Origin of the sequence: Moraxella sp. FZLJ2109, assembly GCF_024296965.1 — a bacterium.
Lineage (GTDB): Bacteria > Pseudomonadota > Gammaproteobacteria > Pseudomonadales > Moraxellaceae > Moraxella.
The window spans coordinates 593915-620401 of the sequence record NZ_CP101112.1; the positions used below are offsets into that span (position 1 = coordinate 593915).

The following is a 26487-nucleotide window of genomic DNA, read 5'->3' on the forward strand; positions in this document are numbered from 1 at the left end:
GATTTGCGGTGTTGGTGTTTATTTTTTGCCTGCCAAAATGCCACTAGCAATCACAAGCCCAATCCCCACCATCGCCATCATCGGTAGCATCTCATCAAAGGCGATGACCCCGTACAAGGTGGATAGCACAACGGTCAGATATGCCAAAGCAGACACCATGAATTTACGGCCGACCTTATAAGCATGAGTCATTGCCAACTGCCCAAACATCGCCGACAGCCCAATGCCCAATAAATACGGCACCATCTCCACGCTGATCATCGTCCAGCCCTTGATGGTACTGATGATAAAAGTCACCACGCTTGCCAATGCCGAAAAATAAAACACAATCCGCCACGACGGCTCACCAAGTAGCGACAGCTCTCGCACCTGTAGATAGGCATAGCCTGCCACCGCACCACTGCCCAAGCCCACCAAAGTCGGCAGCCATCCATGTCCCAAGATACTCGGCTGCAAAATCAAGCCAATACCCGCCAAGCCAAGCATCAAAGCAAACCAAGTCAGTCCCGATGGATATTGCTTCAAAATCAGCACCGAAAACAGTGCCAAAAATAGACTGGAAGTATAATTAAAAGTAATCGCTGTCGCCAAAGGCAGATGCACCAAGCCAAAAAAGAACATCACAAGACCAAGCGTACCTGCCAACGATCGCCAAAAATGTGCTTTGGGATAATCGGTGGCAAAGCTTTGTTTGGCGATACACGCCTGCACACCAAGCACAATCGTAGCAAAAATCACTCGCCAAAACACCAGTTCGTACTCGTGCATGGCAAATCGACCGCCTGCCGCCTTGACCAAAATACCCATCGTACAAAAACATACCGCAGCGACCACCATCCATAGCGAGCCGAGAAATGAGCCTGTGTCTATGTATGATTTCACCGATGACCACCTTTTTTTATAATAAAAATGGGACGCATCACGCCCCACTGTATTATAACCGCTTAGCTGACCAAAGCAAGTACAATCATCGTGCCTGCTCTGGCGTTTGGTTGTACATATAACGATAAATCAGCCAATCGCCTTGAGAGTGTTTTAGGATAAACAGTTCACGGTTATGATCCAGATGTCGGCTGCCGTCTTTTTTATTGGTGACATATGAGCCGACAGGATGGATGGTCGCCACCATCGCCAGCTGGTCATCGACGACGATGTCATCAATCACATAATCAATGGTGCCAAAATCCATCGCCGCAAAGGTACCTTGATAATTTTGTAGCACCTGTGCTTTGCCTTTGGCAGTTAAGCGATCTTGAAAAGTAGTCACCACATCAGGATGCAGCACGCTTGCAATCCCATCCACATCAGCAGTGCGCATCGCCTGCTGATAACGCTGCATGACGGCTCGTACGGCAGCTTCACTCGCCTGCTGAGTCACTGATGGTGTATTTGTGCTGACGATGACAGGCTGCGTGACGCTTGGTGTGGCAGCACAAGCACTTAGCATCGCTGCCGCCATGGGGAGCGCCAATGATTTTAGAGTGTATTTCATGTCATTTTCCTGTTTATTGTGGTGTGATTGATTATTTATCCGAAGTCAAGCCCAAGAGCGAGAATCCGCCCGTCTTGGCAGTGATGCCGTTTTTGACCAGATACATCTGCAGCATCCCAAGTGCTTCTAACTGCTTGGCTTGCTGAAGGCTACCGACATCCACAGCATTTAGGTTTGAGCCTTGTAAGGCGGTGATGAGTGTGTGTTTGGCGTCGGCGTCATCGCCTGCGATCAGTACCGTCGGCGCATCACGATCGGCGACTTTCTTGGCATTTAGCATAAATGCCGATGTGGTGTTAAATGCCTTTAGGATGCGTGATGATGGCAATGCCTGCTGTAGCAAGCTTGCTGCTGACTCGCCTTGTGGCACAACCAAGGTGTCTAGCGTCTGAAAATTAACAGGATTTGAGATATCAATGATGATTTTATCGCTAAGCTTGGCCTGATTATCCGCCACAAACTGCTGATGTGATGCATACGGAATCGCCAAAATCACCAATGAATCCAGTGTATCAGGGACATCACGACCGATGAGCGTGACCGTATGGCCGGCGTCTTGTAGATGGGATTTGATGGCGTTGGCCATGTTGCCTTGGCCGATGATTGAGATGTTCATAATGATCCTTTTTTGTTGTTATGACTTTTATCGTTATGACATCATCATACGCCAATACTTAGGCAGTTGGCAATGGGTAGAACTTGGCGGTCATTTGGGCGGGTTGGTGATCGATGAGATGCAGTGCTTTTAAGCGTCAAGCAATCGTCTTAACAGCTCAATTTCTTTGTCTTTTTGTTCAAGTAGTTGTTTTTATAATCTATTAGGATTATAATAAGAATTCAAATTAATTCCAATTGGTTTTTATATGGTAAAAAAAATTCAAGTTTCTTTTTCTGACAAACAAGCAGAGCTGCTAGAAAAATTTAAGGGCGAGCTAGGCGATTCCGATGCTGATATCGTAAGAAATATTGTAATTGCTTGGTTGGCAGAAAAAAGTTTTATAACGACAATTGCCAAACAAAGATTAGTAGAAACATATCATTCCAATAATTCAGAGACAGAGCAATAAAATGCAACAAATTAAAACTGTGGGGAGCGTTTGTTCAGGAATTGAAGCAGCTTCATTAGCTTGGCAAGATTTAGGTTTTGAATTTAAATGGTTTTCTGAAATTTTAAAGTTCCCATCAGGTGTTTTGAAACAAAAATACCCTAATATTCCCAACTTGGGTGATATGAATAATATTCCTAACTTATTAAAAAATAATGAAATTTTTGCACCTGATTTGATTTGTGGTGGTACACCATGTCAAGCATTTTCATTAGCAGGTTGGAAAAATGGTTTAGACGATGAGCGCGGTAATCTAACTTTGAAATTTATTGATATTATTGAAGAAAATGATAAAATTCGTTTAGCTAATGGGCAAAATCGTACGATTGTATTTTGGGAAAATGTAGAAGGTGTTTTAACAGACAAAACTAACGCTTTTGGTTGTTTTATTTCTTCTTTGGCAGGACTAGATACCGTTATTGAAAATAAAAAATGGGCTTCTGCTGGTTTATTACAAGGAAAAACACGCAATGTTGCATGGCGTGTATTAGATGCTAAATATTTTGGTTTACCGCAACAGCGAAGACGTTTATATGTCGTCGCTGGCGGAAAAGACATTTCCCCTGAAAATATTTTATTTGAATTACATGACCCTAAAAATCACAATATTCAAAATATAACTTTTCCTAAAAGAGAATTAGTATTTTATAAAGATAATGTTAAATTTGAAATATTTAGAGAATTTACAGATTGTTTGTATTCAGCGTATGGTACAAAATGGAATGGCAATGCTGCTGCTTATAATGGTTCACTATTTATCGCACAAAATGATAAATTACGCAGATTGTCTCCACTAGAATGTGAACGATTAATGGGATTTCCTGATAACTATACGCTCATTGATGGCGCAAGAAAAACAAATCGATACCAAGCAATTGGTAATTCTTGGGCTATTCCAGTGGTAAAATGGATTGGTTATCGTATCAAGCAACCTGAAAATTTATATTTGGAAGAATATGATAATTTTTTGCAGGGAATAGAAAAAGATTTATTAGGTTCAAAATACTATGATTTTAGTAAAGGTATTATTTATTTATCAAATTCCATTGCCATAAATTGCACAGAAATACCTGAAAATGTTACATTTGGGCATATGTATAATATTGTTTCATCAGAAGTTCCAGATGATATTTTTATTTCCCCAACTGGTTGCTATGGTATTATTCGCAGAAAAACGGAAAGAAATATTAAAATAAATACAAGATTAGAACAAGTTTTATTAAATATTTCATCACAAGAAACACTTGCCGAAATTGAAAAAAAATCACTAGTTCAAAAACGTGGAAAATATAGTGCAAATTACCAGCTAAACTTATAAAAAAATAACTGCGGAAATATAAAATATTTTCGCAGTTATTTAAATCAATTAGATAGCTTTTCAATCAATTTTTTACGCCAAGTTTCAATGTCATACCAAGCACAACCAATACAACCTTTTTCTGCTTCTTTTCCTTTTTTTGGAATATTTTCATCCCAATCTTCTGTACCCTGATAATAAAATGGGATGCCAAAGATTACACCGCGTTTACCCGTTTGAAAACACGTTCTACATACTTCACGCTTCTGTTGGTTGCGTTGATTACTTAACAATTGAAATTTCTGTTTAATTTCTTCATCACTCATGTCATCAGGATTTTCAGATTTGGTATTATCATCCCAACGAATTTCAGAGAATTTATGGTCTGGTAATACATGGCTATTAGGGCGATTTTCATATACGTCAATATTTTTCAAAATATGCAATATTCGCTTGCGTAATTCTTTGCTCCAAGTCTCATATCCATTTCCCATTAAATTGCCACGTTTAATAGGTACAAGTAACAAATGGGTCGTATTTTCCTTACAGTTTTCACAAAAATGATTAATATCAGTTGCTAATGTATAACCCATTTCTTTCAAATCTTGAATTCTTCGTGCCCAATTAGGATTGGCTGGAAGTGTACATTTCACACATTGCCAACCACCTGTTTTTAAACTATCAAAAAATGGTTTAGTTACTTTTGCTTTACTATTACTCCAAAATTCATTTTGTTCTTTTAGCCATAGCTGATAATTATTGGGGTTCATATTCCCATAAACCAAATTTAAATAACTATTTATTTCTGAAAAGTCATCATTATTTTCTTGAATAGAAATACCTGTTCTACGATATTCCACAGGTATCCAACCTTTCCAAATCAAATTTTCATATTTAAATTCAACAGCAATATACTCTTCCGATGCTTTTGAATGTTTAATGCGAATATAACCGTTAGGCAAAGAGATGTTTTTATTTAAAGCAGTCATATTTATCAATGCTCCCTTGTCGCACGAAACTCCACTTCAGGATAACGCTCTTGCATCAGTTGTAGATTGACACGGCTTGGGGCAAGATAAGTCAGATAGCCACCGCCATCTACGGACAGTTGGTCGTGGGCTTTTTTCTTGAATTTTTCAAATGCCACTTTGTCATCACAATGCACCCAGCGTACGGTCGCGATGGACACAGGTTCAAAGGTGCATTGTACTTTGTATTCTTCGGCTAGGCGATGTGCCACCACTTCAAACTGCAAGACACCCACCGCACCTAGAATCAAATCATTATTGATTTGCGGCATAAATACCTGCGTCGCCCCTTCTTCGGACAGCTGCTGCAAGCCTTTTTGAAGCTGTTTGGATTTGAGTGGGTCTTTTAGCACCACACGGCGAAACAGCTCTGGAGCAAAGTGCGGAATGCCCGTAAAGTTTAGATTCTCGCCACTGGTAAAGCTATCGCCAATCTGAATCGTGCCATGGTTGTGCAGACCAATGATATCACCTGCATAAGCTTCGTCCAGCGTCTCACGGTCGCCCGCTAGGAACATCAAAGCGTCCGACACACGCACTTCTTTGCCGATACGCACATGATTCATCTTCATGCCACGCTCATATCGCCCAGAGCAAATCCGCATAAAGGCAACACGGTCTCGGTGCTTGGGGTCCATATTAGCTTGGATTTTAAAGACAAAGCCGGTAAATTCTGGCTCATCTGCTTTGACCGTACGCTCAAGCGTCTCATGGTCTTTTGGTGGTGGGGCGTATTGGGTGAGCACATCCAAAATCATATTCACCCCAAAGTTACCCAACGCCGTACCAAACAGTACAGGCGTCTGACGACCTGCCAAAAACTCGCTTTCGTCCCAGTCTTCATGTGCCATCTGTGCAAGCTCCAAGTCTTCCACAAACTTATTCCACACAAGCTCGCCCAGTCGCTCTTTGATGTCGTCATGCTCATAGCCATCACGCACTTCGATGTCGGTGATTTGTGTGCCAAAGCCTTTTTTATAAAAGTAAGTTTTGTTTTCGCCCAGATGATACACGCCAACAAAATCCTGCCCCATACCAATCGGAAAGGTAAACGGCACGCATTTGATTTTTAGGACGCTTTCAATTTCATCAAGCAGTGCCAAAGGGTCACGGATTTCACGGTCTAGCTTATTAACAAATGAGATGATTGGCGTATCACGCATACGGCAGACATCCATGAGCTTAATCGTCCGCTCTTCTACGCCCTTAGCGCCGTCAATCACCATCAAGGCACTGTCCACCGCGGTCAGCGTACGGTAAGTGTCTTCACTAAAGTCGGCGTGGCCGGGGGTGTCAAGCAAGTTCACCATGTTATCGCCATAAGGGAACTGCATGACAGAGGTGGTGATAGAAATCCCACGCTCTTGCTCCATGCTCATCCAGTCAGAGGTGGCGTGTTTGTCGGTTTTGCGGGATTTGACTTCACCTGCGGTCTGAATGACTTGCCCCCATAGCAGGAGCTTTTCAGTCATGGTGGTTTTACCTGCGTCAGGGTGGGAGATGATGGCAAAGGTACGGCGGCGCTGGATTTGGGATAGGTGTGTGGTCATAATTGTATTTCGGTTAAATTTGGCAAAAATTGGATAAAAATGATGCCAAATTATAGCACACATCAAGCAATTTTTGAGTATGAAATGACAGTATTGACTGTTATAATGATGGCATACATTCGATTTAGACGATGGGAATTTTATGGCTCTTACCGTGATTTATGCACTGCTTGGCTTACTATTAATTGCTTTTAATGTCTATCAGCGTAAGTTATGGCTCAAATATGCCATGATGGTGCTTGGCTTCGTATTGGTATTCTCAGCCAGCCAACACGCTGGGCTGGATAACAAAAGCACGCTAGAAGTCGCCATCTATATCGGCGTGATGATTGTCTTTGCCTTTATCATTCAAATTATCGCCAAAGCCGTCTGTGCCAAACTTGCCGTCCGCTATCCTGAGTGGATTCGTGATAATATCCGCTGATTTGACAGCCCACTTGATTATAAGAACACACCCATGACCGATTTGACCGCCTATACCAACATCCCAAACCTTGCCAAATTTGACACCAGCCACATCGATAGCACGCGCGCGCCTGTGGTGCTGGTCGATGGCTCATATTATCTGTTTCGCTGTTTTTTTGGCCTACCGCCTTTGTCCAATAAAGACGGCCTACCGACCAATGCCATCCGTGGCGTATTGAACGCCCTAAATAAGCTCATGCGTCGCTATAAGCCTGCATATATGGCAGTGGCATTTGATACCAAAGCGCCAACCTTTCGCCATGAGTTATCCGACAGCTATAAGGCGCACCGCCCACCAATGGATGATGATTTGCGAGTGCAGATTCCCTACATTCATCGCATGATTGAGCTACTTGGCATTCCCCTGATCAAACTTGATGGTTTTGAAGCGGATGATATCATTGGCACACTCGCCCATCAGGCGTGTCAAGCAGGACACCCAGTGATCATCTCAACTGGTGATAAAGATATGGCACAGCTGGTCAATGACTGCGTGACGCTCGAAGACAGCTTCACGGGTAAGCTGACTGACCCTGCCCAAGTCATCGACAAATTTGGCGTCACTGCCACCCAAATCGCCGACTACCTGACGCTCATGGGGGACACTTCCGATGGTATCGCAGGTATCCCAAAAGTCGGTGCCAAGACCGCCGCCAAACTACTCACCGAATACCAAGACATCGATGGCATCTTGGCAAATCTGGACAGCATCAAAGGCGTGGTGGGCAAAAATCTTGCCGAGCATCGTGATGAGATTCCGCTCAATCGCACACTGGCAACCATCGTCACCAATCTGCGTTTGCCGTTTGAATTTGATGATATCAAACTTCAAGGTGATGATGATCCGTCTCGCCTGCATGAGCTGCATCGCTTATTTGGCGAGCTTGAGTTTCGCACAGAGATTAGCGCCATCAGTGACAAACTTGCCAAGCTTGAAACCGCCTTTCATGCCGATGATGAGAGCATCGATGCGGTGGCTGCCAAGATGGATGCCGAACTTGAAGCACAGTTTACACAAGCTTTTCAGGAAATTGACGCACTTGCTGATGAGAGCGTCGATGCAATGAGCGTACCAACCTTGCCATCACAGCCTGTGACTTATCAGACCATCAGTACAATGGATCAGCTTGATGAGTTATTAGCCAAACTTCATAGCGTGCCGTATTTTGCCATCGATACTGAGACCACGAGTATCAACTGGCAACACGCCGAATTGGTCGGTATCAGCATCGCCTACCAAAACTTTGATGCTTATTATATCCCTGTCGGTCATGTCGATGATTTGGGCGTATTACTCGATGATCAGCTGCCACGCGATGCTGTATTGGCAAAATTCAAGCCAATTTTAGAAAACCCAAATATCGGCAAAATCGGTCAGCATATCAAATATGATGCGCATATCTTTGCCAATTATGGCATTGATTTGATTGGAGATATTCACAGCACGCCGAATAATTGGGCATTTGAGACCATGCTTGCCAGCTATGTGATCAACAACACCGCGACGCGTCATAATATGGACGCCTTGGCAAGTCACTATCTGGGCGTGACGACCACCACATTTGAAGACATCGCAGGCAAAGGTGCAAAGCAGCTCACCTTTGATAAAATCGACATCGACATCGCTGCCCACTATGCCTGTGAAGATGCTGATATTACCTTTAGGCTATTTAGCATATTTTCACAATATCTATCCAAAGATGCCACAGCACATCGCCTATTGCACGAGCTTGAAATCCCAACGGCTCAGATTCTAGCACAGATGGAGCATGATGGGATTTTGATTGCGACCGATTTTCTTGGTACGCTGTCGCACCGCTTTGATACTGAGATTTTGGGGCTTGAACAGCGTGCCGAAGTGCTTGCCGGTGAGCAGTTTAACCTAGCAAGCCCAAAACAGCTTGGCGAGATTTTGTTTGATAAGCTTGGCATACCAGGTGGCAAAAAAACCAAAACCGGTCAATACTCAACATCCGAAGCCATCCTTGCCAAAATCGATCATCCGCTGGTCGATGTCGTGCTTGAGCATCGTAGTCTATCCAAGCTCAAAAGCACCTACACGGATGCACTGGCTCGTGCTGCCGATAAAGATAGCCGAGTGCACACCAGTTACCATCAGGCATTGACCACCACAGGTCGCTTATCATCATCAGATCCAAACTTACAAAATATCCCGATTCGCACCGACACAGGGCGTCTGATCCGTGAAGCCTTTATCGCGCCAAAAGGTCGTGTCATCCTAGCGGCGGACTACTCACAGATTGAGCTGCGTTTGATGGCACATTTTAGCGGTGATGAACGCCTGATTGATGCCTTTCACCGTGGGTTAGACATTCACACCGCCACCGCCAGTGAAATCATGAATAAGCCACTTGATGAAGTGACATCGAACGAACGCCGAGCGGCTAAGGCGGTGAACTTTGGGCTATTGTACGGCATGAGTGCCTTTGGGCTTGCCAAGCAGCTTGGTGTGGATCGTGCGGTGGCACAGGATTATATCAAACGCTACTTTGCTCGCTACCCTGCCATCCATGACTATATGGAGAACACCAAAGCCCATGCCAAACTACACGGCTATGTACAGACGCTACTGGGTCGTAAGCTATATTCGCCTGACATCAACAGCAGCAATCGTATGATCAAAGAAGCTGCCGAGCGTGCCGCCATCAACGCACCGCTACAAGGCTCAGCCGCTGAAATCATCAAGCTTGCGATGATCGCCGTCGATCAAGTATTGCCAAAAGATCATGCCAAATTGCTACTGCAAGTGCATGATGAACTGGTATTTGAAGTGGATCAAGACAAAGCCGATGACATTGCTGCCATCATCAAAGATGCCATGCAATCGGTGCTGGACGACTTTGCAGCAGTGCGTGGCTGGCAGGTGGACTTTGCCGTGCCGCTTGTCGTCGAAGTCGGTATTGGTGATAACTGGGATCAGGCACATTGATGCGCCAATTCTAAATCCATCCCAAAACCGTTCATGTGGTGCATGAGCGGTTTTTTGGCTTGTGACCAGCTGTTATTTCAGACAAAAACAGACAAAAAACAACGGGCGATGCCATCAGACACCGCCCGTTGTTTTCCCTGATTTTACCACCGTAAAATCCGTATCCTTACCAACCTTCCTTGAATAGCATGTCATCCTTGCCCTGCTCCATCAGGGTTCTCCGTTGCTATGTGTGTATTATGCATGATTTTTTGCATAATACAAATACGCAAAATGCGTCAATGGTTGTAGGAAATTTCGTACAAACATTGACGCATCCACACGACTTAGCTGCGATTAACGCATCCGTGCGATCAGATTATCCTTGACCACAAACTGATGATACAGCGCACCAGCGATATGTGCCACGATCAGCGCAAGCAATGCTGTCCACACCACATCTTTGTGCAGCGCCATCATCTGATCTGCCAAATCATAATTCACCGTCGCAAAACCTGCAATCTCAAACAAGCCAAACACGCTCAGCGCCTGCCCTTCTGCCAAAGTACCAAGCAAACCCGTCACAGGCATGGCAATCATCACCACATACAGCGCCAAATGCACAAGGCTTGCCACCATCGTCTGTAGCTTCGACATCGGCACAGGTGGCGGCGCTTTGGTGATCACACGATTCACAATACGCAAAATCGTCCAAATCAAAAAGCTAAATCCCACCGCCTTATGCAGGCCGATGAACGATTCACCCTGCTCAATCAACACCCATGCCGCCACGATTAATAACGCACCAATCCAGTGAAAAATGCGCGCACCAAGGCTATATTTTTCGACCACAGTCGTCATACTTCAAGCTCCAATCTCTTCAATCATTTCAAGTATATTTGCAAAATTATCAATAAATCGCATTATAACAAAGCATCCTTGATGAAATATACCAATTATGTGATATTTTGTATCTTGGCTACAGACAGACATGATACCAAATTATCAGTTTTGTGCCATTTGCGCCGAAAGCTGGTCAAATTTGATGAAAATGTCATCATTTACTCTTGTAATTTTAGCCCAAAAACATCATCAAGTGATTGTTACTGACAGTTTGCCACCGCGGCATTATTGTGAGTATTGAGTCAAACTTTTTAAAAATAACTACAAATTTATGCTTGCCAAGCTGTGTAAATCTTGGCAAGATATGCTACAAATCATTTGATAATATTAACATTAGTTTTATAAGGAAAATTTATCATGGTGAATAATAAACAAATCCTACTGATTGAAGACGATCCAGACCTAGCCGAGCTGATCAGCGACTATCTGTCAATGAACTATTATGAAGTGCATCATGCACCGACAGGTCAAGGTGGTCTTGACATCCTAGAAGCCAAAGAGCGCGACATCAGCCTGATTGTCCTTGATCTGATGCTGCCCGATATGGACGGTATGCAAGTCTGCCAAAAGGTACGCTCATCGAAAAACGCCATGATCAATAAAGTGCCTATCGTCATGCTGACCGCTAAAGGCGACACCACTGACCGTGTGCTTGGTCTTGAGATGGGTGCAGATGACTATATTTCTAAGCCATTTGAGCCGCGTGAACTATTAGCGCGTATTCGTGCGGTCCTGCGCCGTCATGAGACGCCGAACCAAGCTGACACCAATTCAGGCAGCTTAACTTTCGGTCGCTTGACTGTCTATCCTGATAGCCACGAAGTCACCATCGACGAAAAACCTGTCCGCCTAACGACGCATCAATTCCAGCTATTGCACTACTTCGCCACACATGCAGGCAAAGTACTCAACCGTGAACAGCTCTGGCAAGCGATGCCAAATGATGACAGCTCAGAGAATATCGATCGTGCCATCGATGTGCATATCTCTCGCCTGCGTGCTTTGATCGAAGATAATCCACGCCAGCCTAAGCGCATCATCACCGTGCGCGGTGTCGGTTATCAATTCGCCACCGATCAAGTGTAAGTGTTCAAAATTATCCAAAACCATCAAGCGGCTTGTTTGATGGTTTTTGCTGTTTTAGTGACTGATTGGCTTTTATTGACCGATTATTAAACTTATTAAAATCCACCATCAAGATTCATCGTCGTTTACGGAAATTTTATGCACTCGGCTCATCACGGAAAATTTGGCTTTCGTTCGATCTCGGCACGATTATTTATCAGCGTCTTTTTGGCATTGGTGGGCTTTGCCATTGCTTTTGCGTTGTTATCACAGTTTGCGCACAATAATTCTGACTCAGCGCGCAATCGTGCGGTCGCAAGCCAAATCATGACGCAGATTGAGCCTTTTTTGGCTGAAGCAGAAAATCTCAGTGCACAAAATAATCTATTGCAAGCACGCTTTTCACTGGTGGTAATCAAAAAAAGCTTTGATATTTTTGATGAAAGCTTAAACGCCAAAATCGGTCTGTACGACCCACAAGGCCGCCTAGTATTACAAACCGAAAACACCGAACTGCCGACCGTGCTGCTGCCTGAACCGCCGTGGATTAGTGAGATTTTCTCGCCTGCGCCGCCACACACCATCATCGAAAGCACGCTTGGCTATTCGCTGTGGTACGAAAACCGCACGCCGACACCAGAGCGACCGCTGATGGCGTGGTTCAACTTATTCTCAGGCACAATTTTGCTGCTTGCGATTATGTCGGCGGTGCTGTGGTGGATTTCGCACAGCATCACTTGGCGGATTAACCAAATGAGCCGTCAGATGAGCCGTCTTGGCGAAGGGGATTTTAGTGTACGAGTCAGCGAGCATGGCAACGATGAGATTGCAGTGCTGGCACATGGCTTTAACCAATCGGCACAAAAAATCGAACAACTCATCAATGCCAACAGCCTACTGCTTGCACACGCATCGCATGAGTTTCGCACGCCGATTACTCGTATTCGTCTACAGATTGAGATGATGGATATGCTTGCAGCTCGCCTAGATGATGACACCAAGGCGAAGTTTGACAAGCGAGCGGCTGCGGTGAATCGGGATTTGACTGGGCTCAATGACTTGGTTGAGAGCATTTTGTTGGTCTCACGCCTTGATGCAGGTCATGCCCTACAGGCTGCCGAGCAGGTTGATTTGTACGAACTGACTCGCCAAGAATGTCAGCACTACCCTGAAGCCACCTTGATCGCTGAGCCGGTCAGCCTGCTTGCTCAGCCTAAGCTATTGACCCATCTGGTGCGAAATCTACTCAACAACGCCATGATTCATGGTGTGCCACCGATTGAAGTGTATCTCTATGGCGTGGCTGATGCCAAAGATGCCACCACCATTCCCCAAAGTCTGCTTGATGGCGTCTGCTGCATCGATGAGACTGATGCAGAGATGACTCAGCCGACAGAGATGCTGGATGCCAAAAGCCCCAAAAAGACCAGCGATTTTCTCAAGCGTCTGACTCGCACCAAAGAAAAAGAAAAAGAAAAAGCCAAACCGCAGCCAAATTTTGCTGTCCTTGCCTTTATTGATCAAGGCTTGGGCATTCCTGAAGATAAGCGAGAAGATATTTTTAGCCCCTTTGTCCGCCTAAAACAAGAGAAAAAAGGCTCAGGACTTGGCTTGTCGCTCGTCTCCCAAATCGTCGAAGCACACCAAGGCAAAATAAGCACCGACACTTGGCAGGGTCATACTCGCTTTTTGGTCGTGCTACCACTAAAGCCAAAAGCTGTGATGAATACTGATGACAAGGATAAGGACAAAGCCAAAACATAAGTATTAGCACTGCATATTTTCATGATATAATAATCAGTTAATTTGACGATTTGACCGATTTATCATGAATACTCACGCCCCATCCAAAGCGATGATTGAGCTGCATGGCGTCAAGAAGCAGTTCACCATCGAAAAAGACGGCAAAACCAGCACCTTTACTGCTGTACAGCCCACTGATTTAACCATCAAGCAAGGTGAAATCTACGGCATCATCGGCTCATCAGGTGCTGGCAAATCCACACTCATCCGCTGTGTCAATCTGCTTGAGCGACCAACCACTGGCCGTGTCATCATCGACGGCATTGAGCTTACTGCATTATCCGAGCAAGATTTGATCATCGAGCGACGCAACATTGGCATGATTTTTCAGCATTTTAACCTGCTGCATTCTCGCACGGCATTTGATAATATCGCTTTGCCCCTAGAATTATCAGGCACGCCAAAATCTGTCATCACCACCAAAGTCAATGGATTGCTTGAGCTGGTTGGGCTATCTGACAAAAAAGACGCCTACCCTGCCAACCTATCTGGTGGTCAAAAACAGCGTGTCGCCATCGCTCGTGCCCTAGCATCTGACCCAAAGGTGCTGCTATGCGACGAAGCCACATCTGCACTAGATCCTGCCACTACGCAGTCGATTCTTAAGCTATTAAAACAAATCAACCAACAGCTTGGCATCACCATCCTACTCATCACGCACGAGATGGATGTGGTCAAACGCATCTGCGATAAAGTCGCCGTCATTGACCAAGGCGTGCTGATTGAGCAAGGCACGGTCAGTGAAATCTTTGCCAACCCACAGACTGAACTTGCCAAAGAATTTATCCGCTCAACTTTCCACATCGGTCTGCCTGATGATTATTTATCAAAACTACACTCAGAACCATCAGCAGGCTTGCATCCGCTGGTGAAGTTTGAGTTTACGGGCAATTCGGTGGATATGCCATTATTTTCACAAGCCACTAAGCAATTTGGCGTGGAGTTTAGCATTCTGACATCTCAGATGGATTATGCAGGCGGTGTGAAGTTTGGTTTTACCATCGCTGAAGTCATCGGTGATGCAGACAGCCAAAACCGTGCAATGGCATACTTAACCGATCATCATGTCAATGTGGAGGTACTCGGCTATGTGGGATAAATTAATCACCGATTTTATGAGCGAAATGCACCCAAAAATGTGGGCAATGGTTGCTCAATCCACTTGGGAAACCATCTACATGGGGCTGGCTGCCACTCTGATTGCTGTGCTGATTGGCTTGCCGATGGGATTTTTGGCATTTTTGACCGACAAAGGTCGCATTCTTGAGCATCGCACCGCCTTTAGCGTGCTTGATGTCATCATCAATATCGGTCGCTCTGTGCCGTTTATTATCCTACTGATCATTTTGATGCCAGTGACGCGTTTTTTGGTGGGGACGACGCTTGGTACGACAGCAGCGATTGTACCTTTGAGCGTGGCGGCGATTCCGTTTTTTGCTCGCTTGACCGCCAATGCCCTGCTTGAAGTGCCTACTGGTCTGACCGAAGCCGCCAAATCGATGGGAGCGACACATTGGCAAGTGGTGAGTAAATATTATTTTCCCGAAAGCTTGCCGATTCTCATCAATGCCGTGACGCTCACCTTGGTGTCACTCATCGGCTATTCAGCGATGGCAGGTGTTGTCGGTGGTGGCGGTCTGGGCAATCTTGCCATCAGCTATGGCGAGCACCGCAACATGATCTATGTCAAATGGATCTCCACCATCATCATCGTGGCGATTGTGATGATTTGCCAAAAAGCTGGTGATGTCTTGGCGGCTAGAGTTGATCACCGCTGATTGCGACGGCTTGAAAGATTAGCGAATACTGCATCAGACTTTTGGCATTATTCGCTTTTTCACAAGCTTTTGCCCAGATTAACATGCCCAAACGCTTGTCCTAGCAAGGGTTTTGTGATTTAATATAACAGTTGTAAGACAGTTTTTTATTAGTTTTTGTACCTATTCTAAGGATGAATTATGAATCTTGGTAAATTTTTTGGTATCTGTGCCATCGCATCAGGTATCGCCCTAGCTGGCTGTGGTCAAGACAAAAAAGCAGAACAAGCTGCTGCGCCTGCTGGCGATGCACCTGCTGCTGAGACCATCAAAGTTGGTGTAATGGCAGGCCCTGAGCAAGCTGTTGCTGAAGTAGCAAAAAAAATCGCTCAAGAAAAATACAACCTAACTGTTGAGCTGGTTGAGTTCAATGACTATGCACTACCAAATACTGCCGTATCAAAAGGTGATTTGGATGCCAACGCCATGCAGCACAAGCCATATCTTGACACTGACAGCAAAGAAAAAGGCCTAGACAACCTTGTCATCGTGGGCAATACCTTTGTATATCCATTGGCAGGCTACTCAAAAACCATCAAATCAGTTGAAGAGCTAAAAGATGGCGCTACCATCGCTGTACCAAACGATCCATCAAACCTAGCTCGTGCTTTGATCCTACTTGAAAAACAAGGTCTAATCAAGCTAAAAGACAGCACCAACCTTCTATCAACTTCACTAGACATCGTTGAAAATCCAAAAAATCTAGTCATCAAAGAAGTGGATACTTCAGTTGCCGCTCGTGCAATCGATGATGTTGATCTGGCTGTCGTGAATAACAACTATGCAGGTCAAGCAGGCCTAACCGCTGAAGAAAACGGCGTATTTGTTGAAGACAAAGACTCACCATATGTGAACATCATCGTCGCTCGTGCCGACAATAAAGACTCTGCAGCCATCCAAAACTTCGTCAAAGCTTATCAAACTGACGAAGTCGAAGCCAAAGCCAAAGAAGAATTCAAAGGCGCTGTGGTCAAAGGTTGGTAATCTCACCGCACTCAAATCCCCATCATCGCTTGGTGATGGGGATTTTGTTATTTCAATTATAGATATGAGCCAAGTTTCTTTCGCCAAAAAAGTTTTGGTGCTACTACATATTCCATTCATACCGCTTTTGTTGGTCGGTCAGTTTGGTATTGGCTTAAATTCTCATTACCAAGACTGCTTATACATTCTTGAAAATGGGTTTTATGCCAGACCAACCATTAACTTTATCCTAATTAATATAATATACATCTTATTGAATTTATTATATTTATTTGTACTTTGGACGCATCACCAACGCTTGCCCAAATTACTTTTATCACAATCAAAACGAATATACGGCTTCAGCTTTGGTATCCATATCGCCATTTATCTGCTGGGTTTGCTGAGATTTTTTTATCTTAATTGTGCGGATATGTGGGGCTATGATGGCAACATTGGCTTTGGCAAAGAGAATTTTATTATTTTTACATATTGTCTTTATCCCTGTATCACTGATACTACAGTTACCCAAACAGGGGTTATTTAGCACAATATTATGGATGTTTCAGCTGAATGTGATGATTTTTATGGGATTAAATCTTGTGTATTTATTGGTTGCCAATCTACAAAATGATGAATTGCCCAAACAGATTTTTAGGCAAAGCAAATGGATTTATCTTGGTAGTCTGGGGTTTATGACGCTGTTGTTTGTTATTAATGCCATCAGGTTTATTATTCAAAATTAAAAAAAAGCGCATCCATCGATACGCTTTTATCAGTTTTGAGTCATTTACTTTTGCTCAGCTTCTTTGGCATTACGCTCATCGATCTCACTCATCGATGTCGCAGGGACAAACTGTCCATTATTGACATCCGTGCCACGAGCGGCGTGCTCGGTCTTGAGTGACTTGGCGACTTCAGGTGGCATATAGTTTTCGTCGTGCTTGGCAAGCACTTCGCTGGCGACAAAGGTGCCGTTTTGTAGTTCACCCGTTGCCACGACGCCAGAGTTTTCGGCAAATAGGTCAGGCAATACGCCACGATAGCTGACAGGTACGGTCGATTTAAAGTCAGTAATCTCAAACTGCACATTGAGCTGATCAGCTGGATCACGCTTGACACTACCTGCCACGACCATGCCGCCAGCACGGATACGCTTGGCTTCAGGTGCTTGACCTGCCGCGATGGCTGTCGGATCAAAATAATAATCGGTCTGATTGCGGATGGCATACAAAATCAAACTCACCGCCACCACCGCACCGAGTAGCACGGCAATGACCCACATCAGCTTTTTTTGTCTGACTGCATTCATGATGTCACCCTTATCGTTAATAATTCATCAATTAAGATTGTTTGCGTTGTTTATTGGTTAGGCGAGATTGCGCTTGCTGTCTGCCAAGCTTATCTAGCGTCTGTTTGCGTTCATTTTTGGCATAAATAATCAAGCCAATGACTGCCAAAAAAGTCATCGCATAGCACAGCCATACATAAAAGCCATGCCCACCCATCGCCAAAAAATCACCAAAAGTCTTAAAATACGGTGTCATCGCTCGCCCTATTTATCCGAATTAACCAATCGAGTTACCCATGCCTTATTGGCTTCACGGCTTAAAATCAAAGAATTGGTGCGATAAATCGCCAATGCCGCCACCAAAAAATACATCCCAAGCATCATAATCAGTAATGGCACCCACATCGACGCACTCATCTTGGGTGCGTTGGTCACCGTAAAAGTTGCCCCTTGGTGCAGTGTATTCCACCATTCCACCGAATATTTGATGATGGGCAGATTCACCGCACCGACGATGGACAAAATCGCCGCTGCCTTACCACGGTTGCCACTGTGCTCAAAGGCTGCAAACAGAGCCATCACCCCTGCGTACAAGAACGCCAAAATCAGCATCGATGTCAGGCGTGCATCCCACACCCAATAAGTCCCCCAAGTCGGCTTTGCCCAAATTGACCCTGTCAAAAGACTCAGCACACAAAAGATAAAGCCAATCGGTGCAATGGCTTGGGCGACGATGTTGGCAGTTTTGATTTTCCATACCAAAAAAATCACCCCAAGCACACTCATCACAAAATAAATACTCATCGCAAGGCTTGCCGCTGGCACATGGATAAAGATGATGCGATAGCTGTTGCCCTGCAAATAATCAGGCGGTGCAAAACCCAAGCCCCACACCGTGCCAACACCAAGCAAAATCGCTGCAATGGCGGCAAGATATTTTACCCAAGGTGAGAAAATCTGAAAAAATCGCTCGGTGCCGACTGTGGTCAAAAATCCTTGCCAAAGTCGTCCAAAAAAACTGGCTTGGCTCGTGCTATTGGTGGCTTGGCTATTTTTTGGCATTTTTCTACCTAGCTCAAAGGCTTGCTATAAGTTGCAAAAAAGTTTTGAAAGAAAATCACGCGAATCACTTTGCCAAAATCAGTGGCAAATCCCAATTATTATAGCACAATTCGCCCCACTCTATACAAAATTTGGCAAGCTATCTGGACAATTTTCATCAACAATCCGCCTGCCATCCCTTGTAAAATCGGTGATTTGACTGCATAATGATAGGATAATCGTTGTAAATTCATTCACCAAACTGGATACGTTGATGACTCAATTGACAAAACCTTCAAAAGCATCTCGCCAAATCTCACTTGTGCTACTTGGTGCAACAGGTCTAGGACTGACTGCCTGCTCGCCTGCCGAAGCACCGCAAACGACCGCACCTGCACCACAAGAGCAGACACAGCAGTACACCAGTGCTGAAGCACAAGCCCTGCAAGAACAAGCTGCCGCCCTACAAGCCCAAGCTGCTGAGCTTGAAGCACAAGCACAGGCCGAGCAAGCTGCCGCTGAGCAAGGCACAGGTGAAGCCACCGCTGAAAATGGCAGTGGTGTTGGTACTATGCTGGGTGCTGCCGCTGCTGGTGCTGCCGCTGGTTACTTAGCAAGTAAAGCTGCCAGTGCAGGCAAAGCACAGACAGCCGCTGCTTCACAAACCGCCCAAACGCCAACCACCACTCAGCAGCCTGTCCAAAACACCCAGCAACAAGCTGCCAACCAAAACCGCCAATCGCTAGCACAGGCGACAGCAGATAATAAGACTGGCACGACTCGCCAAGGCTTTGGGGCAACTGGCGGTAGCACGAGCGCTGCATCGTGAGGCGCATCAAGGTCACGCCACGCCCTGATTGGCAAGGTGAGATGGCTCGCATTGGCTTTGATTATCACAGTATCGATGGTAATTACTGGCAAGAAGATGCGTGCTATGTGTTCGATGAACGCCAAATCGATATCATCGAAACTGCCACCGAAGCACTGCACCAGATGTATCTACAAGCCGTCGCCCATGTCGTCAAAACAGGCGACTATGCACGGCTTGGGCTATCAGATACTGCTGCACGCCTGATTGAGCACAGCTTTAAAAATCGTGAGCCTAGCCTATACGGTCGTTTTGATTTGTGCTTTGATGGGACAAACACGCCCAAACTATACGAGTACAATGCCGACACACCCACTTCCCTGTTTGAAGCCAGTGTCGCCCAGTGGTATTGGCTACAGGCACAAGGCGGTGAGCTGAGTGGTGCTGACCAGTTTAACAGTATTCATGAACGGCTATTGGTGGAATTTGGGGCGATGAAGCCTGCGATTGGACAGGATAAGCTGTATTTCACCGCAGTCTCTGCCAGTGTCGAAGACTACACCACCACCCGCTATCTGCAAGATGTCGCCATCCAAGCAGGGCTTAATACTGACTATATCGACATCGGTGCGATTGGTCATCGGGCGCATGATGGGCGATTTACCGACCTACAAGACCAGGCCATCAGCCATCTGTTCAAGCTGTATCCGTGGGAGTGGCTACTCTCCGAAGCCTTTGGCGGTCATATCGAGCACAGTGGCACGCAGTTTATCGAGCCTGCTTATAAGCTACTCATGAGCAACAAAGCTTTGCTTGCTGTGCTGTGGGAGCTATTCCCAAATCATCCAAATCTGCTACCCGCAAGCCTAAATCCATCTGCCATCGCAGGCAATATGGTCAAAAAGCCGTTTTTCTCTCGTGAAGGGGCAAACATCAGCCTACACCAAGACGGCATGAATATCGCAACCGATGGCATCTATGGTCAAGAAGGCTATGTTTATCAAGCACTTAGCCCACTACCGCAGTTCACCAATCATCAAGGACAAGCCGTCTATACGGTCATCGGTAGCTGGGTGATTGGTCATAGCCCTGCAGGGATTGGCGTGCGTGAAGACAGCACACTGATTACCAAGGACACCAGTCTTTTTGTACCGCACGCCTTTATGTGATGTAGTACATACGCTTATTTTTATAAGCTTTTCAAAGAAAAACCGTTCGCAACGCTAATAAAAGCACGAACGGTTTTTTGTTGGCAAAAAGTTGGATACGCTGAAGTACATAGCAATCCAAATCCATCATACTCGCCCTTTGAGCAGTCGATGCCATGTTTGATAATCAGGCATGACAGCTTGTACACTTGCCCAAAACTCACGGCTGTGATTGGCATGAATCAGATGGCACAATTCATGCACCAAGACATAGTCAGTGCAAGCTTTGGGATAGCTGACCAAATGTGTGGAGAGTGCGATTTTTGCCGTACGGACATTACAACTCCCCCAACGGCTACTCATCGGCTTGATACTGATGTGGCTTGCTGACTTACCCACTTTGGCTTGCCATACTGCCAAAATCTCATCGACATAATTTGCCAATTCATAGCGGTCAATCCAAGCTTTGCAGTCATCAGGTGCAAGCATCGTTAGTCGCTTGAATGTGCGTGCGTGAATCTTATGCTGATGACTCTCTAGCCACTTGGCTGCATCAAATGGCTCACCCCAGAGATACTGCATTGCAGTCAGCTGATTTATACTGGCTTGGGTCAGTTTATGATGTGCTGTCACCGCCCAATCAAAGCGAGCACGAATCACGCCAAGCAATCGAGTATCGCTGATATGCATAGGACAGCTGACCAAAAATTCACCCAGCTTTACTCGAAAGTTGATGTTTTTGATGCGTTTTTTGGTGATGCATAGTCGGATACCTGCTTGAGCAAAGTCATCATGCAAGCTTGCCAATGTGTCTGTTTGATTCATCAAAATTGTCGTGGTTCGTTCTGGTATCAGTGAAAAAACCCAGTAATTGTACCATGCTTGGGCAAATTTAGACCAACAAAAAACGAGCCATCAGCTGATGACTCGTCTTGTAATCAATCGTTGATTACAGGCTTTGTGGTGCGTTGATGGTTAGCTCAACACGACGGTTTTGGGCACGGCCTGCATCGGTAGTGTTTGATGCAACAGGTTGTGCTTCACCATAACCCACAGTACGGATACGGCTTGCATCAACACCTTGACGGATTAGGTAGTTTGCCACAGACGCTGCGCGTTGCTGTGATAGGTTGTAGTTATAAGCATCAGAACCGTTTGAATCCGTGTGACCTGCCACGACGATGGTGGTTTGGTTGTACTCTTTCATGGTTTGTGCCAATTGGTTTAGGCTACCTGTGAACGATGGGTTTAGCGTCGCATCGTCATAAGCAAAAGTGATGTTGCCTGGCATAACTAGGTTGATGTTACCTGTGGTTGGGTCTTGTTGAACTTCAACGCCAGTGCCAGCCATTTGAGTTTCGATTTGCTTAGCTTGCTTTTGCATATAAGCACCCACTGCACCGCCAACGACTGCACCGATTGCTGCATCACGGCCAGTTTTTTCACCGCCAGTCGCTTTTGAGATTGCTGCGCCACCTAGAGCGCCAGCCACAGCACCGATGACTGCTTTATTGATGCCCGCGCCAGTGGTGGTTGTACCTGTGGTACCTGAAGTTGATGCACAGCCTGCCAATGCAACGCTTGCTGCCAATACTGATACGCCTAGAACTTTCATATTTTTCATCGTTATCTCCTTAAATGAGAGCATTGAGTGAGTTTTTGAGCAATTTTCCATAAATCTTAAAAAAGTCCATTACCCAAAAAGTGGTTTTGCTTGAGAGCTATTATGAACCAAAATACTTACCTAATTGTAGCAAGTCTGTATCTTGTTAGTGTAGTTTCTATTATTTTATTCAGGGCAGTTTGCTTGTTTGTCTTGCAAATTGATTAAAATTTGTACAAATTGACCGAAAAATCAGCGAATTTTGTATAATTTTTAGGCAAATTCACCCCATCGGCGCATTTGCTCACAGCTGCTCAGCAACATTTGATGAGCAATATTGTTTCAAAATTTGTCAAACATAAGCCAGATTTATGCATTATTTTGTCATTTTGCACAACCATCCTGTATCAGTCGTGTAAAATTTCACTGCAAGACGCGGTTTTTTGATAAAATAACGATTATTGTGAACACTTGTCGGATATTTGACATATTCTGTAACATTTTTGGCAACCTAGGAAACCACCATGAGCCATGCTGATCGCCCTACGCGCAGAACTTTGCCGTTTTTTCAAAAATTGCATGACAACAATCCCAAACTTGCCCAAAAAATATCTTTGGTCGCAAGCACAGGCACGATTGCGGTCAATAGCCTTGCGCTTGGCGTGCCAGTGATCAGCGCAGGCGTCACCAAGATGCTGACCAAATCCAAGCTTGCGGACAAGGCGGTGCTTGACATTACCAATCATTGGCTGCATACCAATAATCTGTTGATCGACAAGGTTCTGCCCGAAAAAGACTGGCGTATCGAGATGCCTAACGATCTAAATCCCAATGGCAAATATCTGCTGATCTGCAATCATCAATCGTGGGTCGATACCAGTATCATTCAGTACATCAGCGAAAATCGCTTGCCGATTACCCGATTTTTTGCCAAGCATGAGCTGATTTATATTCCCATCGTCGGTCAGACCTTTTATTTTCTTGACTTTCCGATGATGAAACGCCATTCAAAAGAAGCGCTCGCCAAAAATCCTGCACTTGCCGGCCGTGATATCGAAGAAGCCCGCCGCGCCTGTCAGCTATTGACTGGCAAGCCTTTTGTACTACTCAACTATCTTGAAGGCACACGCTTCACCCCTGTCAAACACCAAAAGCAAGCGTCACCATATCGACACCTGCTCAAGCCCAAAGCTGGTGGTTTTGCGCTTGCGATTTCAAGCCTTGGCGAAGAGATTGATGGCATCTTGGATATGACCATCGTCTATCCTGATGGCACGCCTGAATATAGCGATTTGTGGTCGGGCAAGCTGACTCGATTGGGTGTCAATATTGAGCATATCAAGCTTGATGATGCGTTATTTGATGCACTCAAGCGTGGCGAGTATCACAGCAATGATGCCATCAAAGCCGAGCTATTTACGGCACTTGATGCGATATGGCAAGCCAAAGATGCCAAGATTGATGAGATGTTGGCTGACTTTGGTGTCAATACTCAGGACAACCAAGCGACTGGCGAACACTGATTTTTACTGCGTGCCTTGCACCTTTTAAGCGATGATTATGCGACAAACCCCTGATTTAGATGATTTTAAACTACCACAGCAACACGAACTACCTGATGATGTGATCCCCATCTATGGCACAGAAAAAGACGAGACACGAGAAGTCAGCACTGCCAAGCTTGCCTATGACATCTTGATGCTGATTTTACTTGTCATTGATTTGACCCTGATTGCGGTGGATAATATTTTGATGAGTGAATTTGCAGGTAGCATCGCAAGCTATCTGGGCGCGCCTGATGCACTGAGTGCTTATCAAAATACGCACCATCTGTCGGTGGCGACGGTGGCAGGCTTTTTCACCATCTTTTGGGTGGCGGATTTGAGCATTCGTTGGTTGATTGCCATCAAAAAACGCACTTATTATCGCTGGTTCTTTTTTCCATTTGTGCATTGGTATGAAGTGCTGGGCTGTTTTCCTGCCTTGCGTGCGTTTCGACTGCTGCGTGCGGTCGTCATCATTCAGCGACTGCACCGTCTGGGCATTCAGGTTATCCCTGCACAGTGGCTAAAATCCGCCAAGTTTTATTATCATGTGCTGCTAGAAGAGCTGTCAGATCGTGTGATTTTAACCGCGATTGATAATTTTCGAGCACAGCTTAGCCATAGTCAAAATCATGGCGAGCTACTGCACCGCACCGTCAGCCAAAACCGCCATGAAATCGAAACGGCACTCTTGACCATGCTACGCACCGAATTAACCCCACGCCTGCAAGCAGCGCTACTTGCCGAACAAGGTGCTAAGCTGTCTGCCGATATCGGTCGCGCTGTCGAAAAAGCACTCATCGACACACCAGAATTGCGTAAATATCTAAAGCTTATCCCGATTGCTGGCGGTATGATTGAATCACAAATCACCAATGTCGGCAAGCACATCGGCGAAAATGTCACCACCGCCATCAATGCCCACCTATTCAATGATGAGACGCTTGACGGGCTGATGCAGTCGGTGGCGCATGGTGTAGCGCAGATTGATACTTCACGTCCAGAAGTGCAGATGCTAGTCACTGACATCGTCGAAGATGTACTGACCGCCTTTGAACAGCAGGTCAAAGAACAGCAGTGGAAACACACTCAGCAGCTGCCGTTGTAACCCTTAATATCAAGCCCAAAGCAGAATGTCAGTCATTCTGCTTTTTTGTCAAAGCTTTATCCCTAGCACCAGTAAATCTGCTACAATATCACTTTTTTCCACGATAATCACGCCATGCTACTTGACCTAAACCGCTATCAATTCACCACCTACAAAAAAGAGCTGTCCGAGCTGATTACACTTGGCATTCCTATGCTGCTGGCACAGGTTGCTCAAGTCGGCACAAGCTTTGTCGATACGGTGATGGCAGGCGGTGCGGGCAAATCCGATTTGGCAGCGGTGGCACTGGGTAGCAGTGTCTTTGTCACCGTCTATGTGACCTTGATGGGTGTCATGACATCGCTCAATCCGATGATTGCTCAGCTGTTTGGTGCCAAAGGCGGTCATGAAGTGGGCGAGATGGGTCGCCAAGGGTTATGGTATGGTCTTATCATGGGCATCATCGGCATGGTGCTGATGTGGCTTGCGATTACACCATTTAAGCTATGGCTGGATGTCAGTGAGCAGACGCTTGCCATCGCCGAAAATTATCTGTGGTTCATTGGTCTTGCCATGCCTGCTGCAATGATTCATCGCGCTTTGCACGCTTATGCATCAAGTCTGAATCGCCCCAAGCTCATCATGTGGGTCAGCTGGCTGTGTTTTTTGATTAATATTCCTTTGAACTGGATTTTTGTCTATGGCAAATTTGGCATACCTGCTTTGGGCGGTGCTGGCTGTGGACTTGCGACGGCGATTGTATTTTGGGTGAATGCCATCGCTCTGTGGGTATTGATTATCAAGGATAAGCACTTTGACCAATTTGGTTTGATGGCGCGCTTTAGCCTACCCAATCCCAAAGCACTGATTGAGATGACGCGACTTGGTGTGCCGATTGGTTTATCGTTTTTTATCGAAGTCAGCTTGTTCACCTGCATTATGTTTTTGGTCTCAGGACTCAAGGGTAATAGCGAAGATTTTGTTGCCGCTCAGCAGGTGGTGATGAGTTTGACCAGCTTGATTTTTATGATTCCCCAAAGTCTTGGTAGTGCAGCGACGGTGCGTGTCGGTTTTAGCCTAGGGCAAGAGCGGTTTGTGCGAGCACGCTATATCTCAGGCGTGGCGATTGTTTCAGCGATTGTGGCATCGATTGGCACGGCGTTATTTCTCGTGGTATTTCGTTATCCGCTGTCGCAGATGTACACCGATGATATGGCGGTGATTGAGATTGCCAGTTCGCTGATTTTATTTGCTGCAGCATTTCAGCTGGTGGATGCGGTGCAATGCGTGGCAAGCTATGCTTTGCGTGGTTATAAAGTGACGACTGTACCCATGGTGATTCATATCATCGCCTTTTGGGGCTGTGGATTGATTCCAGGCTATGTGATGGCGTTTCATGTTGACATGGGGATTTATGGCTTTTGGACAGCTTTGGTGATTTCGCTTGGCGTGGCTGCGGTGTTTTTGCTTTGGTATCTAGAAGTACACAGCAAAAAAGTCGCTCTGCAAAGTCGTATCAGAGTGATCAGCTAAGCGTATTGACCATC

General features: G+C 45.5%; 27 protein-coding genes. 16 read left to right on the plus strand and 11 right to left on the minus strand.

What is annotated here, in order from left to right:
- Positions 1 to 18: 18 nt before the first annotated feature.
- From NKU06_RS02835 to NKU06_RS02845, 3 genes are all read right to left on the minus strand, one after another.
- Complete coding sequence (locus tag NKU06_RS02835) at positions 19 to 882, minus strand: DMT family transporter (RefSeq protein WP_254728614.1); 864 nt, start codon at positions 880 to 882, stop codon at positions 19 to 21.
- A gap of 85 nt (positions 883 to 967) precedes the next feature.
- Complete coding sequence (locus tag NKU06_RS02840; protein ID WP_254728616.1) at positions 968 to 1492, minus strand: SgcJ/EcaC family oxidoreductase; 525 nt, start codon at positions 1490 to 1492, stop codon at positions 968 to 970.
- 31 nt (positions 1493 to 1523) lie between these two features.
- Positions 1524 to 2108 (minus strand): NADPH-dependent F420 reductase, encoded by a 585-nt coding sequence (locus NKU06_RS02845; protein ID WP_254728618.1) that lies wholly within the window; start codon positions 2106 to 2108, stop codon positions 1524 to 1526.
- Here NKU06_RS02845 and NKU06_RS02850 point away from each other — a divergent pair.
- From NKU06_RS02850 to NKU06_RS02860, 3 genes are all read left to right on the plus strand, one after another.
- Complete coding sequence (locus NKU06_RS02850) at positions 2101 to 2241, plus strand: hypothetical protein (protein ID WP_254769564.1); 141 nt, start codon at positions 2101 to 2103, stop codon at positions 2239 to 2241. The genes NKU06_RS02845 and NKU06_RS02850 overlap by 8 nt on opposite strands.
- A 114-nt stretch (positions 2242 to 2355) precedes the next feature.
- Complete coding sequence (locus tag NKU06_RS02855; protein WP_254728620.1) at positions 2356 to 2559, plus strand: hypothetical protein; 204 nt, start codon at positions 2356 to 2358, stop codon at positions 2557 to 2559.
- A 1-nt stretch (position 2560) separates the two neighbouring features.
- The gene (locus NKU06_RS02860) at positions 2561 to 3916 is read left to right on the plus strand and encodes a DNA cytosine methyltransferase (protein ID WP_254728622.1); all 1356 of its coding nucleotides are present in this window, start codon (positions 2561 to 2563) and stop codon (positions 3914 to 3916) included.
- Between the two features lie 44 nt (positions 3917 to 3960).
- Here NKU06_RS02860 and NKU06_RS02865 read toward each other — a convergent pair whose 3' ends face one another.
- Complete coding sequence (locus NKU06_RS02865) at positions 3961 to 4884, minus strand: hypothetical protein (protein WP_254728624.1); 924 nt, start codon at positions 4882 to 4884, stop codon at positions 3961 to 3963.
- Positions 4885 to 4889: 5 nt separating this feature from the next.
- Positions 4890 to 6473 carry a peptide chain release factor 3 gene (locus NKU06_RS02870; RefSeq protein ID WP_103034497.1) on the minus strand — a complete coding sequence of 528 codons (1584 nt, stop codon included), beginning with the start codon at positions 6471 to 6473 and terminating at the stop codon, positions 4890 to 4892.
- Between the two features lie 142 nt (positions 6474 to 6615).
- On the opposite strand from NKU06_RS02870, the gene NKU06_RS02875 reads away from it, so the two are divergent.
- Together NKU06_RS02875 and polA are read left to right on the plus strand one after the other, a co-directional pair.
- Positions 6616 to 6897 (plus strand): hypothetical protein, encoded by a 282-nt coding sequence (locus NKU06_RS02875; RefSeq protein WP_254728626.1) that lies wholly within the window; start codon positions 6616 to 6618, stop codon positions 6895 to 6897.
- Positions 6898 to 6930: 33 nt separating this feature from the next.
- Positions 6931 to 9888, plus strand: a complete 2958-nt coding sequence (polA, locus tag NKU06_RS02880; protein ID WP_254728628.1) for a DNA polymerase I — start codon at positions 6931 to 6933, stop codon at positions 9886 to 9888.
- Between the two features lie 336 nt (positions 9889 to 10224).
- On the opposite strand, the gene NKU06_RS02885 is transcribed toward polA, so the two are convergent.
- Positions 10225 to 10728: a cytochrome b gene (locus tag NKU06_RS02885; protein ID WP_254728630.1), complete on the minus strand. Its 504-nt coding sequence runs from the start codon at positions 10726 to 10728 to the stop codon at positions 10225 to 10227.
- A 399-nt stretch (positions 10729 to 11127) separates the two neighbouring features.
- On the opposite strand from NKU06_RS02885, the gene NKU06_RS02890 reads away from it, so the two are divergent.
- From NKU06_RS02890 to NKU06_RS02915, 6 genes are all read left to right on the plus strand, one after another.
- On the plus strand, positions 11128 to 11856 hold the full coding sequence (locus tag NKU06_RS02890; protein WP_253224285.1) for a response regulator transcription factor: 729 nt from the start codon (positions 11128 to 11130) through the stop codon (positions 11854 to 11856).
- A 138-nt stretch (positions 11857 to 11994) separates the two neighbouring features.
- Positions 11995 to 13599: an ATP-binding protein gene (locus NKU06_RS02895; protein WP_254728633.1), complete on the plus strand. Its 1605-nt coding sequence runs from the start codon at positions 11995 to 11997 to the stop codon at positions 13597 to 13599.
- Between the two features lie 91 nt (positions 13600 to 13690).
- Positions 13691 to 14737, plus strand: a complete 1047-nt coding sequence (gene metN / locus NKU06_RS02900; RefSeq protein WP_254732120.1) for a methionine ABC transporter ATP-binding protein MetN — start codon at positions 13691 to 13693, stop codon at positions 14735 to 14737.
- Positions 14727 to 15416: a methionine ABC transporter permease gene (locus NKU06_RS02905; protein ID WP_254728636.1), complete on the plus strand. Its 690-nt coding sequence runs from the start codon at positions 14727 to 14729 to the stop codon at positions 15414 to 15416. The genes metN and NKU06_RS02905 overlap by 11 nt, the downstream gene beginning before the upstream one ends.
- Positions 15417 to 15596: 180 nt before the next feature.
- Positions 15597 to 16439, plus strand: coding sequence for a MetQ/NlpA family lipoprotein (locus NKU06_RS02910; RefSeq protein WP_254728640.1), 843 nt, complete (start codon positions 15597 to 15599; stop codon positions 16437 to 16439).
- A 425-nt stretch (positions 16440 to 16864) separates the two neighbouring features.
- Positions 16865 to 17164, plus strand: a complete 300-nt coding sequence (locus tag NKU06_RS02915; RefSeq protein WP_254728643.1) for a hypothetical protein — start codon at positions 16865 to 16867, stop codon at positions 17162 to 17164.
- A 44-nt stretch (positions 17165 to 17208) separates the two neighbouring features.
- On the opposite strand, the gene ccmE is transcribed toward NKU06_RS02915, so the two are convergent.
- Genes ccmE through NKU06_RS02930 form a run of 3 tightly spaced genes read right to left on the minus strand, consistent with a single transcriptional unit; the run spans position 17209 to position 18771 of the window.
- Positions 17209 to 17730 (minus strand): cytochrome c maturation protein CcmE, encoded by a 522-nt coding sequence (gene ccmE / locus NKU06_RS02920; protein ID WP_078317929.1) that lies wholly within the window; start codon positions 17728 to 17730, stop codon positions 17209 to 17211.
- Between the two features lie 31 nt (positions 17731 to 17761).
- Complete coding sequence (gene ccmD, locus NKU06_RS02925; RefSeq protein WP_078317928.1) at positions 17762 to 17965, minus strand: heme exporter protein CcmD; 204 nt, start codon at positions 17963 to 17965, stop codon at positions 17762 to 17764.
- Positions 17966 to 17973: 8 nt separating this feature from the next.
- A complete protein-coding gene (locus NKU06_RS02930; protein ID WP_254728645.1) occupies positions 17974 to 18771 on the minus strand; it encodes a heme ABC transporter permease in 798 nt (265 codons plus the stop codon).
- A gap of 253 nt (positions 18772 to 19024) precedes the next feature.
- Here NKU06_RS02930 and NKU06_RS02935 point away from each other — a divergent pair, with 253 nt between their 5' ends.
- Both NKU06_RS02935 and NKU06_RS02940 read left to right on the plus strand, forming a co-directional pair.
- Positions 19025 to 19579, plus strand: a complete 555-nt coding sequence (locus NKU06_RS02935; RefSeq protein WP_254728647.1) for a hypothetical protein — start codon at positions 19025 to 19027, stop codon at positions 19577 to 19579.
- A complete protein-coding gene (locus NKU06_RS02940; protein ID WP_254728649.1) occupies positions 19576 to 20727 on the plus strand; it encodes a glutathionylspermidine synthase family protein in 1152 nt (383 codons plus the stop codon). Before NKU06_RS02935 ends, NKU06_RS02940 begins: the two co-directional genes overlap by 4 nt.
- 126 nt (positions 20728 to 20853) lie before the next feature.
- Here NKU06_RS02940 and NKU06_RS02945 read toward each other — a convergent pair whose 3' ends face one another.
- The gene (locus tag NKU06_RS02945) at positions 20854 to 21531 is read right to left on the minus strand and encodes a M48 family metallopeptidase (RefSeq protein WP_254728651.1); all 678 of its coding nucleotides are present in this window, start codon (positions 21529 to 21531) and stop codon (positions 20854 to 20856) included.
- A gap of 124 nt (positions 21532 to 21655) precedes the next feature.
- On the minus strand, positions 21656 to 22330 hold the full coding sequence (locus NKU06_RS02950) for an OmpA family protein (protein ID WP_254728653.1): 675 nt from the start codon (positions 22328 to 22330) through the stop codon (positions 21656 to 21658).
- A gap of 503 nt (positions 22331 to 22833) precedes the next feature.
- Between NKU06_RS02950 and NKU06_RS02955 the strand changes: the two genes are divergently transcribed.
- The 3 genes from NKU06_RS02955 to NKU06_RS02965 all read left to right on the plus strand — a co-directional run bounded on the left by NKU06_RS02955 (position 22834) and on the right by NKU06_RS02965 (position 26473).
- On the plus strand, positions 22834 to 23832 hold the full coding sequence (locus NKU06_RS02955) for an acyltransferase (protein ID WP_254728655.1): 999 nt from the start codon (positions 22834 to 22836) through the stop codon (positions 23830 to 23832).
- Positions 23833 to 23869: 37 nt separating this feature from the next.
- Positions 23870 to 24961 carry a hypothetical protein gene (locus tag NKU06_RS02960; RefSeq protein WP_253224297.1) on the plus strand — a complete coding sequence of 364 codons (1092 nt, stop codon included), beginning with the start codon at positions 23870 to 23872 and terminating at the stop codon, positions 24959 to 24961.
- Positions 24962 to 25075: 114 nt separating this feature from the next.
- A complete protein-coding gene (locus tag NKU06_RS02965) occupies positions 25076 to 26473 on the plus strand; it encodes an MATE family efflux transporter (protein WP_254728657.1) in 1398 nt (465 codons plus the stop codon).
- Positions 26474 to 26487 lie beyond the last annotated feature (14 nt).